We start from the raw sequence: 15188 nt of genomic DNA, 5'->3' as shown, positions 1-15188 counted from the left end.
AGGGAACACGGGGATGGAAGCGGCGCAAGGGTAGCGCAGATGACCGCAGCCTGCTGCTTGACGGCCCGAGCAACAGGTATTTGCCTGCAGGAGCGGCGTAGGCCGCGAAGCTGACGTTGCCTGGCCCCAGGCAACTGCGTCGTCTGATGAACAGCGTGCTTCGCGGCTTACGCCGCTCCCACAAACAAAGCCGCCCAGCGTTGGTTCTGCACGGCTCGAGCAATTTAATGAACCGCTTCGAAGCCAGCACCTGGCCTCGCTGCATCCCCGGACCAGGCAATCTTGGTGCTATGAGATCGTGGCACTCTCACGCTGCTGCACCGAAATCCGGTTCCTGCCAGCACGCTTGGATGCATACAGCATTTCATCCGCTGCCTTCAGCACGGCGTCGATCTCGAAACTGCTCTGCGGCCAGTTGGCCACGCCCATCGAAATCGTGATCGCGCCGACCTTGGCGATCTTCATCTCCGCCACCGCCACACGCAGACGCTCGGCCACCTGCGCCGCTGTAACCGAGGTGGTGGAAGGCAGCAGGATCAGGAACTCCTCGCCGCCGACACGCAGCGGCACGTCATAGGCGCGACAGGCCTCGCGCATGCGCTGCGCAAGCTGCTGCAGGACCGCGTCACCAACATCATGGCCATGGCCGTCGTTGATCTGCTTGAAGTGATCGATGTCGATCGAGATCACCGAGAACGTATTGCCCTGGCTCTCGAAGTTCGCCAGTGCTTCGTCCAGGCGACGGCGGTTGCCCAGCTTGGTCAACGGATCGGTGGTGGTGTCCTCACGCAGCTTGCTGAAGCTCTTGTGGATGGCATCCACACCGACCAGCAAGGCCTTCTTGAGCTCGCGCGACTCGAAATACCATGATTTCACCGAGCGGATATCCTTGGCCGAGGACGGATCTTCCATGTTGCGCGCGCCGTCGGCCAACAAACGCAGCGGACGCGAGATCAGCCGCGCGCTCCACAGGACCAGGATCAAGGTCAGAATCGTTGCTGGCAACGCTCGGTACAAGGTGCTCTGCATCAGCTGGGTCAGGGGTGCGAGCGTGACCTCCTCGGGGCGCTGGGCGACGATGCCCCAGCCGGTCGAAGCGACCGGCGCGTAGCCAGCCAGCATTTTCACACCTTGTGAATTGACCGCGTGCCCTTTGCCGGCCTCGCCCGAGGCAACGCGGTCGACCACGGTATTTTTCTCCACGAAATCACCGATCCGGTCCGGATTCGGGTGATAGATGATGCGCTTCTGCTTGTCGACCACAAACAGATAGGACCCATCCACGTAGAAGTGCTGCCCGAGCAGACGATCAAGGATGTTTTCCTTCTGCAGGTAGATCGCACCACCGATCGCACCAAGATAGCGGCCGGACGGGGAAACTATCGGGTGATTGATGAAGACGATGAAATTGCCGGTCGCGGACTGGTACGGCGCGCTGATCAACGGCCGCTTCTCACGCAAGGCAGTCTTCACCGCCTCGCTGCTGAGTACCCGCCCCTGCAATCCCAAGGTTTCGGGAGAGGTCGCAAGCACCTTGCCGCCCGCGTCGAAGATGGTGATGGAATTGAAGCTCTTGCTCATCATGCGCAGGCGCGCGGCTTCCTCCCCCAACTGGGAGACATCGTCCATTTTCATCGCGAGCAGCTGCGCCGTGTAGGCCAGTTGCAGCTGGGACGCCTGCAGGAAGTCCTCGGTGCTCTTGGCCAGCTTGTTGGCGTAGGCGTAGTTGCCGTCCAGCGTGGTGTCCACCAGTTGCTGGCGCTGCACGGTGTAGCCGGCGTAGAACGTATTGGCGAACGGCACCAGTGCTCCGATCAACGTGAGCACCAAAATAAGTTTTCGTAAATCCATGGATCCCAACGCGGACGCTTGAAGGTGGTGCCGCGACAAGCCCATGCATGCCCGGGCGCGCAGCTCCCCCAAGCTGTATTCAGTTTACCAGCGGGACTGTCCTGATTGCCCGATACCGGTGTCATTTCGCTGCCATCAACTACGCAGTCAATATGCCCGCGCACAAAAAAGCCGCTGATGTCAGCGGCTTTTTTGAATATCTGGCGGGCAAAGTGGGATTCGAACCCACGGAAGGTTTAACCCTTCGCCGGTTTTCAAGACCGGTGCCTTAAACCGCTCGGCCATCTGCCCGTAACGTACAGCTACCTCGGATATGTTTCCGGGGCGCGCATTCTCGCATGCCTGCGGGCTTTTTTGTTCAACCCGCCTCGATTGCCAGCGAACCGGCCATCGAGGCGCGGATCTTCTCCTTGGCCCGCTCGCAGGCGCCGCCACAGTGCAGACGCGAGGCCTCCAGCTCGGTCGGCAGGTGCTCGGCCAGGAAATCGATGAATACCCGCACCGCCGGCAACAGCCCGCGCCGCGAAGCAAACACTGCGTGGCAGATGCCCTGCGGCAGCGACCAGTCCGGCAACACCACTTCCAGCTCGCCGTTGCGCACGGCTTCGGCACAGACGGTCTCCGGCAGCATGGTGATGCCGAAACCATCCTTGACCATCGCCTGCAACAACGGGAAATCGAAGCCGGCCACACGCGGCTGCAGCTCGACCCGGCGCACTTCACCACCTGGACCGTGCAGCTCCCAGCGCTGCCGCGCCTCATCTTCGCTGATGCTCAAGGTGACGTGATTGCCCAGGTCTTCCGGCGAGGCCGGCCGCCCTGCCCGATCCAGATAGGCCGGGCTGGCCACCAGCAGTTCCTGCACCTGGCCGAAGCTGCGCATCACCAGGCTGCCATCGTCATCCAGGCGCGATCGCACGCGCAGGGCGACGTCATAGCCTTCATTGATGATGTCGACGCGGCGATTGCTGATGTTCAGCTGCAACCGCACTTTCGGGTATTGCTCGAGGAATTTCGGCAGCAGCTTGGGCAACTGCATCTGCGCCAGCGACACCGGCACACTGGCGCGCACCAGCCCGCGAGGTTCAGCGCTGAGCCTGTCCACCACCTCGCGCGCTGCCTGCGCTTCGGCCAGCATGGTCTGCGCATGCCGATGCACGCTCATGCCGACATCGGTGACCGCAAAGCGCCGCGTGGAACGCTGCAGCAGGCGCACACCGAGGTCGGTCTCAAGCTGGCTGATGCGCCGGCTGAGGCGCGATTTCGGGATACCCAGCGCTCGCTCGGCGGCAGCAAAGCCGCCATGGTCGACCACCATGGCGAAGTAATAGAGGTCGTTGAGGTCCTGCATGGATTGATCCCACTATTGGAACGAACCGGTTAATTTAATCAGCTTTGTCCTGTATTTACAAATCAGACCTCAAACAGTCCTGATTGAAGGTTCAGGGTGTTGGTTGCCGGGCTATGGCGGCGCCCATTCATTTTTGAAGGCCGAAGCGTCCGGGGGCGGCATGCTGTTGTAGGAACGGCGTAAGCCGCGAAGCTGGCGATCCGTGTGGTCGACGGTTTTCGTGCAATTTCAGCGCTGCCGGCTTCGCGGCTCACGCCGCTCCCACAAAGCGCTGCAGCTTTGCAGTGTTGGGGCGTGGCGATTGAAGCACTAACGGGCAGGCCCCTGCCGAGCATGGCTCGGCACTACCAGTGCTTGGCTGCCCGCTTTTGTCGGAGCGGCGTGAGCCGCGAAGCCCGGAATCCTTGCGATTGCGGGCTTTTCTGCAATTCCAGCTGATCCAGCTTCGCGGTTTACACCGCTCCCACAAGGGTCAAAGGCCTTGTGGGCACGGGTGCCGAAGCGTTATCGGGCAGGCCCATGCCGAGCATGGCTCGGCACTACGGATCGCCAGAGCATTGTCGGGCAGGCCGCTGCCGAGCTTGGCTCAGCACTACATGCCGGATCAGCAGTGGGATCGCCTGATGGTCAGGCGATGCGTTCTGCGCCGCCCATGTACGGGCGGAGCGCTTCCGGGATGGTGATCGAGCCGTCGGCGTTCTGGTAGTTCTCCATCACCGCGATCATTGCGCGGCCTACCGCGACGCCCGAGCCATTGAGGGTGTGCACCAGCTCCGGCTTGCCGTTGGGGTTGCGCCAGCGGGCCTGCATGCGGCGCGCCTGGAAGTCGCCACAGTTGGAGCACGAGGAGATCTCGCGGTAGGTCTGCTGCGACGGCAGCCAGACTTCCAGATCGTAGGTCTTGATCGCCGAGAAGCCCATGTCGCCAGTGCACAGCAGCACCTTGCGGTACGGCAGGCCCAGCTTCTGCAGCACCGCTTCGGCGCAGCCGGTCATGCGCTGGTGCTCGGCTTCGCTGTCTTCGGCGGCGCAGATGCTGACCAGCTCGACCTTCTCGAACTGGTGCTGGCGGATCATGCCGCGCACGTCGCGACCGCCGCTGCCAGCCTCCGAGCGGAAGCACATCGAATGCGCGGTCATGCGCACCGGCAGACGCTCTGCATCGATGATCTCGTCGCGGACGATATTGGTCAGCGGCACTTCCGAGGTCGGGATCAGATAGCGCGTGGATTCGCCCAGCGCGGTCTTGAACAGATCTTCCTCGAACTTGGGCAGCTGGCCGGTGCCGCGCAGCGAGTCGGCATTGACCAGCACCGGCACATTGGTTTCTTCGTAGCCATGCTCGTTGCTGTGCAGGTTGAGCATGAACTGGCCCAGCGCACGGTGCAGGCGGGCGATCGAGCCGCGCAGCACGGTGAAGCGCGCACCGGACAGCTTGGCGGCGGTTTCCGCGTCCAGGCCGTTGTTGCGGGCGCCCAGTTCGACGTGGTCGAGCACCGGGAAGTCGAATTCGCGCGGGGTACCCCAGCGCAGCTGCTCGACGTTCTCGCTCTCGTCCTTGCCGGCAGGTACGTCGGCGGCGGGCAGGTTCGGGATACCCATCGACAGGGTCTCGATCTGCTCGCGCAGCACATCAAGCTGCGCCTCGGAGCTCTTCAGCTCATCGGCGAAGGCGGCCACTTCAGCCATGATCGCCGACACGTCCTCACCCTTGGCCTTGGCATGGCCGATCGACTTGGAGCGGCTGTTGCGGAGGCTCTGCAGCTCCTGGGTGCGCACCTGGATGCGCTTGCGGTCAGCCTCCAGCGATTCGAAGGCGGCCACATCCAGCACATAGCCGCGCGTACTGCGCAGGCGTTCGGCAAGTTCGGCGGGCTGCTGGCGAAGAAGGGCTGGATCAAGCATGGCTGGGCACTGTGTACGGGTGTGAGCCATAGATTATCGCGCGAACTGCGCCTTTCTGCCGCGTGATTCACCTTTCCTGTGCAAGAATCGGCCTGATCCACACGGTCAAGACCATGTCCGCCCCAAGCTCCCGCTCCGACCAGAACTTCACGTTTCACCTGCCGCGCAGCAGTTTGAAGATTGCCGGCATCGCCTTTGGCGTCGGTGTATTGCTGTTCCTGGTGGTGTGGCTCAATGCCCGCCGCCACAACGAGTTCTACCGTGCCGATCCGGCCCAGCCACAGGCCAACAGTGCGGTACTGGCGCCATTGCCCGCACCACTGCCCGCTGGTGCCGGCGCCAGCGACATGCCCGACGCGCGCCCGGAAGCCGTGGAAGAAACCCCGGAACTGGTGGAAACCGCGCCTGCACCGCCGCCGCAGCCCATCGCCCAGGCGGCACCGGTGGATACCGCGCCCGCAGCGCCAGCACCTGCCAGCGCCCCCAGCGACCAGCCGGTGCCGCTGCCCGGCCAGAGCCCCGCCCCGGAATACCCTGCTGCTGCGTTGCGCCGTGGTGAAAGCGGCACGGTAATCGTGCACGTGGACGTCGACGCCAGCGGCGCGCCGCTGGACGTTCGGGTAATCCAGCGCAGCGGCTCGCGTGATCTGGATCGTGCCGCCCAGGAAGCCGTGCGCAACTGGCGTTTCCAGCCGGCGCAAAGCAATGGCCAGCCCATGCAGGGCAGCCTGGAAATCCCGTTCGACTTCAAGCCAGCGCCGTAAGCTGAACCCCGGCTCCCCAAGGGAGCCGGTTCATGCCAAAAGTCATTCGCCGTTTGGGAGTGCGGGACCAGACTTGCTGCGTAGACGTTACGCAGAGCCAACATGTCGATGTCCAGCATCCCCCAGCACAGCACAACTCACCATTCAGTACCGGCCCGCCCGCATGGCGTCGCTGCAGCTTGGTTGTGGGGCCTGCTGGCGCTTGCGGTTGTTAGCGTCTTCAGCCTATTGGGCTACCGCACCCTGCAGACACCTGTGGCTGCTGGCCCGGTGTCCATTACCACGGCCGAGACCACCTCGGTGGTCAGTGTTGCAGGCAATCGCGATGCCGAGCCGCTAAGCAGCAATCCGACGCCTGACTACCCCGCCGCAGCGCTGAATGCCGGCGTCGAAGGCGATGTGATCGTGCGCCTGCAGGTGGATGCCAACGGCAAGGTCAGCCATGCCAGCGTTGTCGGGCATGAGGGCGGCGTTGATCCAGCGTTGGACCAGGCCGCCATCGAAGCACTGCAGCACTGGCGCTTCCAGCCCGCAATGCGGGATGGACGCGCCGTCAGCAGCGTGGTGCAGGTGCCGGTGGAGTTCAGGACCGGACGCTGAGTCCGAAACCAGCACCACTGGCCAGGCTGTCGAAGCCCGGGAACGAGGTCGCCACATTGGCGACATCATTGATGCGCACTTCACCGGTGCTGAGCTGGCCGGCAATGGCGAAGGCCATCGAGATACGGTGATCGCCATGGCTTTCGATGGTGCCGCTGCCGAGCGGGCCGCCGAATATGGTTGCACCATCGTCGGTTTCATCCACGCGCAGGCCCAGGTCACGCAGGCCGGTCGCCATCGCCGTAAGACGATCAGATTCCTTCACCCGCAACTCGGCCGCACCGCGCACCACGGTCTGGCCGTCGGCGGCAGCGGCAGCGACGAACAGTGCCGGGAACTCGTCGATCATATCCGGCACCAGCGCTTCCGGAATCTCCACGCCCTTCAGTTGGGCGTAACGCACCACCAGATCCGCGACCTGCTCGCCACCGTGCTCGGCATGGTTCTCCTCGGTGATGTCCGCGCCCATCAAACGCAGCGCAGCCAACAGGCCGGTACGGCGCGGATTCAAGCCGACCGAACGCAAGCGCACTTCCGAGCCGGGAATGATGCTGGCGGCAACAATGAAGAACGCCGATGACGAGAAGTCCGCCGGCACCGAAATATCGGTCGCACGCAGGCGCTGACCGCCGCGCAGACGCGCCTTGCCCGGCTCGAACTCGATCTCCACGCCGAATGCGCGCAGCATGCGTTCGGTGTAATCGCGGGTCGGATGCGGCTCGACCACCGAGGTTTCGCCCTGCGCGTAAAGGCCAGCCAGCAGTACCGCCGACTTCACCTGCGCACTGGCCACCGGCAATTCGTAATCGATGCCGTGCAGTGCCTGGCCACCATGGATATGCAGCGGCGGCGTGCCATCGTCCTGGGTGTCGATGCGTGCACCCATCTGCGCCAGCGGCCCGGTCACCCGGCGCATCGGCCGCTTGGACAGCGACGCGTCACCGACCAGCGTTGTGTCGAACGGCTGCGCGGCCAGCAGGCCCGCCAGCAGACGCATGCCAGTGCCGGCGTTGCCACAGTCCAGCTCGCCCTGCGGCGCCTTCAGGCCATCCACACCTACGCCATGGACAATCCGCTGCGAGGCAGACGGTGTTTCGAAACGCACACCCATCTGCTCGAAGATATGGGCGGTGGCGCGGGTGTCCTCGCCTTCCAGAAAACCATCGATATGCGATATGCCATCGGCCAATGCGGCAAACATCACCGAACGGTGCGATACCGACTTGTCGCCGGGTATGGCGAGCGTGCCCTGCAGGGCGGAACCTTTGCGTGCAATCCAGTAGGGCTGGGAACTCATGCGGTCTCTCTACTATTCAGTGCGCCAGAGCGCGTCAGCAAACCCTTCTCCCTGCGGGAGAAGGTGCCCGAAGTGCGGGTGAGGGTGCGGGAGCACATGGCTGCAGCGAATTGAAGACTCTCGGCCAGCCAACCCTCACCCCAACCCCTCTCCCGCGGGGAGAGGGGCTTTGGAACTCACGGCACGGCGACCGGATAGGAGCCGAGTACCTTGATCTGCGCCGAATGCGACTTGAGCTCGGCCAACGCGGCCTGCATGGATTCGTCTTCGATGTGCCCGGCGAGATCGATGAAGAAGCCGTATTCCCACTTGGCCTGGTGCGACGGCCGCGATTCGATACGGTTCATGCTGATGCCGTGGCGCGCGAACGGGCTTAGTACGTCGAAAAGTGCGCCCGGCTTGTCGTGGATGAAGACCAGCACCGAGGTACGGTCATGGCCTGAGGACGGGAACAGCTGGCGGCCGATCACCAGGAAACGCGTGGTGTTGTCGGCGTCGTTCTGGATCGGCTTGGTTACCACCTTTTTCAAGCCATAGACGTGCCCTGCACTCTCGCCGCCGATGGCCGCTGCGTCTTCCGCGTTGCGGGCGCGGCGGGCACCTTCGGAGTTGCTGGAAACCGGCACTTTTTCAGTCTTGGGCAGGTTGGCGCGCAACCAGGCCGAGGTCTGCATGAAGGCCTGCGGATGCGCGTAAATGCGCTCGATGTCTTCAATGCGGCCGGTGCGTGACAGCAGGTATTGCTGCACGCGCAGCTCGACTTCGCCGCAGATCTTGAGGTTGGAGGTCAGGAACATGTCCAAGGTGATCTGGATCGTGCCCTGCCCGGAATTCTCCACCGGCACCACGCCGAAATCGGCGTTGCCGCTTTCCACTTCCTGGAAGATCTCTTCGATATTGGCCAGCGGCAAGCCCAGCGCCGAGCGACCAAAGTGCTTGTGCGCGGCTTGCTGGGTGAACGAGCCTTCCGGGCCGAGGTAGCCGATCTTCAGCGGCTCCTGCTGGGCCAGGCACGCCGACATGATTTCGCGATAGACATGCACCAGCACTTCGTCACTGAGCGGGCCCTCGTTGCGGTCCACCACCATGCGCAGCACCTGTGCTTCGCGCTCCGGGCGGTAGTAGTCAACGGCTGCCGCGAGCTTGCCCTTGGCCTTGCCGACCTGATGGGCGAAGTTGGCCCGCTCGGCAATCAAGGCCTGGATGCTGCGATCGATCTGGTCGATCTTGGCGCGCACATCCGACAGCACCGGCTTGGCGACGGTCAGCGTTTCTGCAACGGCCTTCTTGCTGACGGCGGCTTTCTTGACTGCAATCTTCTTGGCCGGCGCTTTGTTGGCGGCAGGTTTGGCTGCGGTGGCCGGCTTGGCCTTGCTGGCGGTCTTGCTTGGCTTGGTCGCCATGGAATCGTCTACCTGTTACTGGCCGGCGCAGTGCGCACGGCGGGAGTGGTTCAACCGTTGCGCTGCTGGAAATCACGCATGAATGCTGCCAGCGCCTGCGCACCTTCCAGCGGCATCGCGTTGTACAGCGAAGCACGAATGCCACCGACCGCCTTGTGGCCCTTCAGCGCCAGCAGGCCGGCCGCCTTGGACTCGCTGACAAAACGCGCATTGAGCTCGTCGCTAGGCAGGAAGAACGGGATGTTCATGCGCGAACGCACGGCAGCGGCCACGTCGTTGCGATAAAAGCCGCTAGAGCCATCAATGGCGTCATACACCGCCGATGACTTGGCAAGGCTGAGCTTGGCAAAGGCTTCCACACCGCCCTGGGCCAGCATCCACTTGAACATCAGCCCGGCCAGATACCAGTTCCAGGTCGGCGGCGTGTTCAACATCGAATCGCGGGCGACATGCGAGCGGTAATCGAAGATATCGGCACGCGGCTGGCCAGCACGCTCCAGCAGGTCACGGCGGATGATGACCACGGCAATACCCACCGGGCCAAGGTTCTTCTGCGCGCCGGCATAGATCACGCCATAACGCGACACATCGATCGGCTCGGAAGCAATCGACGAGCTGAAGTCGGCGATCAGCGGTACGTCGCCCACATCGGGTACGTCGCGGAACTCGATGCCGTGGATGGTTTCGTTGGCAGTGATGTGCACGTAGGCCGCATCGTCCGACAGCTGCCATTGCGAGCGCGCCGGGATGTCCCGGTAGCCACTGGCCTCACCACTGGCGGCGATGTTCACATCCACATAGGGCTGGGCCTGCTTGACCGCGGTCTTGCCCCAGTGGCCACTGACCACATAGTCCACGCGCTGGCGGGGGCTGGCGAAGTTCAGCGGCAGCAAGGCCTGCTGGGTGGTGGCACCGCCACCGAGGAACAGCACCGCGTAGTCGCCGGGAATGCCGATCAGACGACGCAGATCAGCCTCGGCCTCAGCGGCAACGGCCATGAAATCGGCACTGCGATGGCTGATCTCGACAATGGACGCACCTACGCCATTCCATTCCAACATCTCCGCCTGCGCCTGGCGCAGGACCGATTCCGGCAATGTCGCAGGGCCGGCACTGAAATTGAATGCGCGCGTCATGTCACACCTGTTGAGCAGAACCCCTAGTATGCCGCAGCGCAACAGCCTTGGGTCATCCGGAAAAGGTTGCATCTGCACCCATTCCAGTCTGTCGTTTCGCCCTGCCCGGGCATCGGCGGCATTGCTGCCGATGCCATTGCTCAGCGTGCCCCGAACAGCAGCAAGGCGCTGATCGCCGCGCCCAGCAGCAAGGCGCTGAGCAGCAGCCAGGGCCAACGCCGCGGCAGCCTGGGCTTTGCCGGTGCCAGCGTTGATGGCTTGAGCGCCACCGGCTCGTCATCATCCTCGACCGGGAATGTCGCACCCGCAGAAACCGGGCCCAGCGGAATTTCCAGTACGAAGCGGTGATTGCCTTCGAACACCACCTGGTCGCCGGCCTGCAGCCAGCAATGACGGGTGCTTACACCGTTGACCTGGCTGCCATCGGCCGAGCCCAGGTCGCGCAGCAGCACCTTGTCACCGTGCCGCTCGAAACGGGCATGACGCGCGGCGAAGGCCGGGTCGTCGATAAGAATGTCGCTGGCCGGATCACTGCCGATGACGCGCGGCTTGTCCAGGGTAAAGCTGCGTCCGTGGTGGCGCCCACCTACTCCGCGCAGCAGCACCCGCAGGTCATCGCTACCGCCATCTGGGGCTTCAGGCGGATGCTGCACCTGTTCGCACTCGCCACGCAGCAACATCTCCGCGCCGTCTGCATAGACCGAATCACCGGCCCGCAACAGCGCCATGCGCCGCACCGGGCGGCCATTGACATGGATGCCGCGGCCGCCATTGGCAACCTGCAGCCAGACCCCGCGCTGATCAGTGCAGAACTGCGCCAACAGCAATGGGCCAACACTGCCATCGCCCAACCGGACTTGACCCGAGGCGTGGCGCACAATGCGCTGGACACCCGGCATCAATGACTGATCCGGCTGCTGACGATTACTGAAATGGACTTGCAGAGTGCGCACCGGCAGCAGACTAGCAGGTCATCCGGTCATGCAGAAGGTGTACGCAAGGCTTGGACTACGCCGCGCAGGTCCGCACAATGGCGCATCATTCTTACAAACAGCAGTCCAGGCCACACGCCATGTCCAACATTGATATCCAGCACCCCCACTCCCTGTCCGATGACAAGGCGCGCACCGCCATTGCCGAAGTCGCCGAGAAACTGCAGGAACGCTTCGACGTGGCCACCCGCTGGGACGGCCCGGTGCTGCACTTCAACCGTTCCGGCGTGGATGGCGCCATCGAACTGCTGCCGGGCGCTGTGCGGGTCAAGGCCGAGCTGGGCTTCCTGCTGTCGGCAATGAAAGGGATGGTGGAGTCCGAAATTCAACGCGTGCTGACCGACAAGCTCGGCTGAGCAGGTACCGTCACACAACTCGGCCCGGCAAGCCATTAGGGTGTAGCTGGACTCTTCCCCCCCACAGGAGCATCGTCATGACCACCTACGAGCAACGCCCGGAAGACGAAGACGACAACACCGGCGCGCAAGGCCAGGCCGAGCGCTTGACCAGGAAGGTGACCGAATCGGCCCAGCAGGTCTGGCTGGCCGGTCTGGGCGCGCTGTCGCGTGCGCAGGCCGAGGGCAGCAAACTGTTCGACACCCTGGTCAAGGAAGGCCAGGACAGCGAAGCCCGTTCCCGCGAGCAGTCGCGCAAAGGCGAAAGCCTGCGCGATACCGTGGAGAACACCCTGGGCCAGGCCCGCGAGCGCGCCGCCGGTACCTGGGACAAGGTCGAAAAGTCGTTTGAAGACCAGGTCCACAACGTGCTGCGACGCATGGACATCCCCTCGCGCTCGGACATCGAGGCGCTGAACGACCGCCTGGACGCCCTCAACCGCCGGCTTACCCGGGCCGAGAGCCGCGCCGCGCACGACGGGCAGCACGCTGAAGATCAATGATGTTGCAAAGCAGCATTGGTTGAGCAAGAATCAATCACCCGCCAGCAGTACCGCGCCGTAAGTCTCCCTCCCCTCACGGCATCGGATGGCGGGTTTTTCATGCCTGCGATTTGTCCAGGCAGCCGAATTCCGGGTTTCGAACCTGCCGGCAAGCGATAATCCGCTGTTAACCGCGCCACTCACGCAGCAACAGACGGCGGCCGCAAACGCTGGAGACACGCATGCACACCCTGCACCCTGCCCCCGATCCCGGCACCCAGACCCGGCACGCCCTGCACGGCCACTACCCACGTGCCGAGACCGCGGATGACTTCCGCCGAAATCTGGCACTGGTCCGCGAGCGCATCGATGCGGCCTGTCAACGTGTCGGCCGCGATCCGGCCGGCGTGCGACTGCTGCCGGTCAGCAAGACCATCGACGAAGCCCATATCCGCCTGGCCTATCAGGCCGGTTGCCGCGTGCTGGGCGAGAACAAGGTGCAGGAGGCCCACCACAAGTGGGAGGCCATGCAGGACCTGGGCGACCTGCGCTGGTCGGTGATCGGCCACCTCCAGACCAACAAGGCCAAGCTGGTGGCGCGCTTCGCCGACGAATTCCAGGCCTTGGACAGCCTGCGCCTGGCCGAAACCCTTGAACGTCGGCTGCAGGCCGAAGGCCGCTCGCTGGACGTGTTCGTGCAGGTGAACAGCTCCAACGAGGCCAGCAAGTATGGGCTGGCACCCGAAGCGGTCGCCGGTTTCATGCAGGCCCTGCCGCGCTCCGGCGCGTTGCGGGTCCGTGGCCTGATGACCCTGGCCATGTTCTCCGCCGAGCCGGCGCAGGTCCGGGCCTGCTTCGTTCGTCTGCGTGAGCTGCGCGATCAGCTGCGCCAACACGCGCCTGCCCACATCGGGCTGGATGAGCTGTCGATGGGCATGTCCGGGGACTTCGAGATCGCCATCGAGGAAGGTGCAAGCGTGGTCCGGGTCGGTCAGGCCATCTTTGGCGCGCGGGCGCTACCCGACAGCCATTACTGGCCGGCGACAACGCCTGCGGACTAATTCACGGACGCAGCTCAAAAAGGCGAAGTCAGCCTGCTCTTACGGTCGTCAGGGAAGATAGACTGGGCCCCTTCTCTAGGCTTTCAGGTATGTCGATGTTTTCGTGGATTCTGGCCCTGTTGCTTGCGTTGCTCTTGTGGGGCCTGGCTTCTGCATACCTCTGGTTGGTCGCCCGCCGTCAGACCGAGCGCCAGCATGGCCTGGCCGCACTGGCGGGCATGCGCTGGCGCGAGTTTTCCCGCATCGTGCATCAGGCCATGGCCGAACAGCGCGATCTGCACCCATTGACCGACGACGATGAAAACGACCGCGGCACCAGCAGCGATTTCCTGCTGCAGCGCGACGGCCAGCGCTGGCTGGTGTCGTGCAAACACGGCCGCGCCTACCGCTTCGATGCAACCGCCATCCATGAGCTCGCCTCGGCCATCAGCCTGACCGGCGCCGTCGGCGGCCTGTTGATCACCGAAGGTCATGTTGAACGTGATGGCCTTGCCGAGGCCGAGAAACAATCAATCGAGGTCATCGACGCGCGCCAGTTGTGGGAGCTGCTCAAGCCGTACCTGCCGACCGAAGCGCACGAGACCGTAACCGGCATTGCGCGCCGCGAGGCAGTGCGGCACACCGGTATTGCAGGATTGGCGGCAGCCACCCTCGGACTGCTGGCTGGCATGGGCTACATGACCATGCAAGGAGATCCCCCGGCAGCCGCACCGATCGTCGCGACGCCGCGCACAGCGGTCGAATCAACTGCCGAACCGGTCACTCAACCCGCAGCCCAACCTGCCGCTGACGCAGGCAAGGCCAAACCTGCCCGCGCCGCAGCCGCGAGCAGCGCTCCTCACCCAGGCGATCTGATCCAGGATCCGGACGCCGCTACCTTGCTGCGCTACCAGCAATCCGTTTCAAAGGCCCTGGCCGGCACTTCCGGCGTGGTCAGCGGCATCTGGTTGACCCGCTCCACCCTGTCGGTGGAACGCAGTGGCGATGACGCCCAGGTGTGGCCGCTGATCTGCCAGCAGCTGCAGCGCTACCCAGCGCTGCGCACCACCCGCGTGCAGCTCAACCCCCGCCCCGGCATGGATGAGCCGGTGCGCTGGCGGCAGTGCAGCACCATCTGAGAGTCAGCAGCTTCCAGCCAGACCATCGGCTTGGCTGGAGATTGAATCGGACGGATTGAATCAGGCGCGCAGAATCAGCGTGCACCCGGCGCGAAGCGGGCAATCAGGTCGTAGGCATCGCCAAGGAACATCTGCCGCACCCAGGTGATGGGCAGTTCGCCACGCCAGGTCTGGCGGTCGATAACCAGGCAGGCCGTGCCCATCGGCACTTTCAACAATGCAGCTTCATCGGCAGTTGCTGCCACCGCACTGATGCGGTGCTGGCCGCGTGTCCATGACACGTTCTGCAGCAGCCAGCTGCCCGGCGCATGGATGGAGAAATCCACCTTCAGGGTTTCCGGCACCGCTTCGGGATTGATCAACCGGCGCTCCAACGCCAGCGGCTTGCCGTCTGCCAGGTGCAGGCAGCGCATCGCCAGCAGCTTGCCCTCGCCTACCAGCTGCAGCTCTTCGGCCGAGGTTTCCCTGGCCTTGCGGTGCGCGCGCTCCAGCAGCTGGAAGCCGTATTCGTGACCACGGTCGGTAACCGCCACCTCAATGTCGGGGATCTCAAGCGCCACCTGCTCCAGGTGCGGTGGCTGCCGCGCCACGAACGAGCCGGCGCGCCGGCGGCGCTCGATCATGCCGCTCTCGGCCAGCGCGGTCAGCACCTTGTTCACCGTCATCCGCGAGCAGCCGTACTGTTCCATCAACTCGTGTTCGAACGGAATACGGAAGCCAGGCTCCCATTCGCCGCTGAGGATGCGGCCTTCGATGTCACTGCGGATGCGGTGATTGAGGGTGGGAGCTTTCTTGCCCTTCACTCGGGTTTCCTGAAAGAGACGGTGTCTGGC

General features: G+C 63.9%; 14 protein-coding genes and 1 tRNA gene. 6 read left to right on the top strand and 9 right to left on the bottom strand.

What is annotated here, in order from left to right; genetic code table 11:
• Window positions 1-288: 288 nt before the first annotated feature.
• From ACVOMF_RS11515 to serS, 4 genes are all read right to left on the bottom strand, one after another.
• Window positions 289-1818, bottom strand: a complete 1530-nt coding sequence (locus ACVOMF_RS11515; RefSeq protein ID WP_481509414.1) for a sensor domain-containing diguanylate cyclase — start codon at window positions 1816-1818, stop codon at window positions 289-291.
• A gap of 234 nt (window positions 1819-2052) precedes the next feature.
• Window positions 2053-2142, bottom strand: a tRNA-Ser gene (locus tag ACVOMF_RS11510).
• A 67-nt stretch (window positions 2143-2209) separates the two neighbouring features.
• Window positions 2210-3202, bottom strand: a complete 993-nt coding sequence (locus ACVOMF_RS11505) for a LysR family transcriptional regulator (protein ID WP_282267030.1) — start codon at window positions 3200-3202, stop codon at window positions 2210-2212.
• Between the two features lie 627 nt (window positions 3203-3829).
• Window positions 3830-5107 carry a serine--tRNA ligase gene (serS, locus tag ACVOMF_RS11500; RefSeq protein ID WP_481509413.1) on the bottom strand — a complete coding sequence of 426 codons (1278 nt, stop codon included), beginning with the start codon at window positions 5105-5107 and terminating at the stop codon, window positions 3830-3832.
• 113 nt (window positions 5108-5220) lie between these two features.
• Here serS and ACVOMF_RS11495 point away from each other — a divergent pair, with 113 nt between their 5' ends.
• The gene (locus ACVOMF_RS11495) at window positions 5221-5871 is read left to right on the top strand and encodes an energy transducer TonB (RefSeq protein WP_481509412.1); all 651 of its coding nucleotides are present in this window, start codon (window positions 5221-5223) and stop codon (window positions 5869-5871) included.
• A 102-nt stretch (window positions 5872-5973) separates the two neighbouring features.
• The gene (locus ACVOMF_RS11490) at window positions 5974-6471 is read left to right on the top strand and encodes an energy transducer TonB (protein WP_481509411.1); all 498 of its coding nucleotides are present in this window, start codon (window positions 5974-5976) and stop codon (window positions 6469-6471) included.
• On the opposite strand, the gene aroA is transcribed toward ACVOMF_RS11490, so the two are convergent.
• From aroA to ACVOMF_RS11470, 4 genes are all read right to left on the bottom strand, one after another.
• Window positions 6455-7768, bottom strand: coding sequence for a 3-phosphoshikimate 1-carboxyvinyltransferase (gene aroA / locus ACVOMF_RS11485; RefSeq protein ID WP_481509410.1), 1314 nt, complete (start codon window positions 7766-7768; stop codon window positions 6455-6457). The genes ACVOMF_RS11490 and aroA overlap by 17 nt on opposite strands.
• A gap of 176 nt (window positions 7769-7944) precedes the next feature.
• A complete protein-coding gene (gene pheA, locus ACVOMF_RS11480; protein WP_481509409.1) occupies window positions 7945-9171 on the bottom strand; it encodes a prephenate dehydratase in 1227 nt (408 codons plus the stop codon).
• A 50-nt stretch (window positions 9172-9221) separates the two neighbouring features.
• On the bottom strand, window positions 9222-10307 hold the full coding sequence (gene serC / locus ACVOMF_RS11475; RefSeq protein WP_481509408.1) for a 3-phosphoserine/phosphohydroxythreonine transaminase: 1086 nt from the start codon (window positions 10305-10307) through the stop codon (window positions 9222-9224).
• 140 nt (window positions 10308-10447) lie between these two features.
• Window positions 10448-11260: an FHA domain-containing protein gene (locus tag ACVOMF_RS11470; protein WP_481509407.1), complete on the bottom strand. Its 813-nt coding sequence runs from the start codon at window positions 11258-11260 to the stop codon at window positions 10448-10450.
• A gap of 119 nt (window positions 11261-11379) precedes the next feature.
• Here ACVOMF_RS11470 and ACVOMF_RS11465 point away from each other — a divergent pair, with 119 nt between their 5' ends.
• The 4 genes from ACVOMF_RS11465 to ACVOMF_RS11450 all read left to right on the top strand — a co-directional run bounded on the left by ACVOMF_RS11465 (window position 11380) and on the right by ACVOMF_RS11450 (window position 14355).
• Complete coding sequence (locus ACVOMF_RS11465) at window positions 11380-11655, top strand: polyhydroxyalkanoic acid system family protein (protein WP_481509406.1); 276 nt, start codon at window positions 11380-11382, stop codon at window positions 11653-11655.
• Between the two features lie 77 nt (window positions 11656-11732).
• On the top strand, window positions 11733-12197 hold the full coding sequence (locus ACVOMF_RS11460) for a phasin family protein (RefSeq protein ID WP_481509405.1): 465 nt from the start codon (window positions 11733-11735) through the stop codon (window positions 12195-12197).
• A gap of 221 nt (window positions 12198-12418) precedes the next feature.
• Window positions 12419-13237 (top strand): YggS family pyridoxal phosphate-dependent enzyme, encoded by an 819-nt coding sequence (locus tag ACVOMF_RS11455; protein ID WP_481509404.1) that lies wholly within the window; start codon window positions 12419-12421, stop codon window positions 13235-13237.
• Window positions 13238-13332: 95 nt separating this feature from the next.
• Window positions 13333-14355, top strand: a complete 1023-nt coding sequence (locus ACVOMF_RS11450) for a restriction endonuclease (protein WP_481509403.1) — start codon at window positions 13333-13335, stop codon at window positions 14353-14355.
• A gap of 74 nt (window positions 14356-14429) precedes the next feature.
• Here the strand turns inward: ACVOMF_RS11450 and hutC are convergent, their stop codons facing one another.
• A complete protein-coding gene (gene hutC, locus ACVOMF_RS11445; RefSeq protein ID WP_481509402.1) occupies window positions 14430-15158 on the bottom strand; it encodes a histidine utilization repressor in 729 nt (242 codons plus the stop codon).
• Window positions 15159-15188: the final 30 nt, after the last annotated feature.

Source organism: Stenotrophomonas sp. STEN022 (assembly GCF_056760155.1).
The sequence above is the reverse complement of the archived record's forward strand: the minus strand, read 5'-3'. Positions and strand labels throughout refer to the sequence as shown.

Excerpts from the sequence above, each read along its gene's own strand:
- serC (WP_481509408.1), bottom strand. The coding sequence starts at position 10,307 with ATGACGCGCGCATTCAATTTCAGTGCCGGCCCTGCGACATTGCCGGAA.
- ACVOMF_RS11455 (WP_481509404.1), top strand. The coding sequence starts at position 12,419 with ATGCACACCCTGCACCCTGCCCCCGATCCCGGCACCCAGACCCGGCAC.
- ACVOMF_RS11460 (WP_481509405.1), top strand. The coding sequence starts at position 11,733 with ATGACCACCTACGAGCAACGCCCGGAAGACGAAGACGACAACACCGGC.
- serS (WP_481509413.1), bottom strand. The coding sequence starts at position 5,107 with ATGCTTGATCCAGCCCTTCTTCGCCAGCAGCCCGCCGAACTTGCCGAA.
- ACVOMF_RS11465 (WP_481509406.1), top strand. The coding sequence starts at position 11,380 with ATGTCCAACATTGATATCCAGCACCCCCACTCCCTGTCCGATGACAAG.
- ACVOMF_RS11505 (WP_282267030.1), bottom strand. The coding sequence starts at position 3,202 with ATGCAGGACCTCAACGACCTCTATTACTTCGCCATGGTGGTCGACCAT.
- pheA (WP_481509409.1), bottom strand. The coding sequence starts at position 9,171 with ATGGCGACCAAGCCAAGCAAGACCGCCAGCAAGGCCAAGCCGGCCACC.
- ACVOMF_RS11490 (WP_481509411.1), top strand. The coding sequence starts at position 5,974 with ATGTCGATGTCCAGCATCCCCCAGCACAGCACAACTCACCATTCAGTA.
- ACVOMF_RS11495 (WP_481509412.1), top strand. The coding sequence starts at position 5,221 with ATGTCCGCCCCAAGCTCCCGCTCCGACCAGAACTTCACGTTTCACCTG.
- aroA (WP_481509410.1), bottom strand. The coding sequence starts at position 7,768 with ATGAGTTCCCAGCCCTACTGGATTGCACGCAAAGGTTCCGCCCTGCAG.
- ACVOMF_RS11450 (WP_481509403.1), top strand. The coding sequence starts at position 13,333 with ATGTTTTCGTGGATTCTGGCCCTGTTGCTTGCGTTGCTCTTGTGGGGC.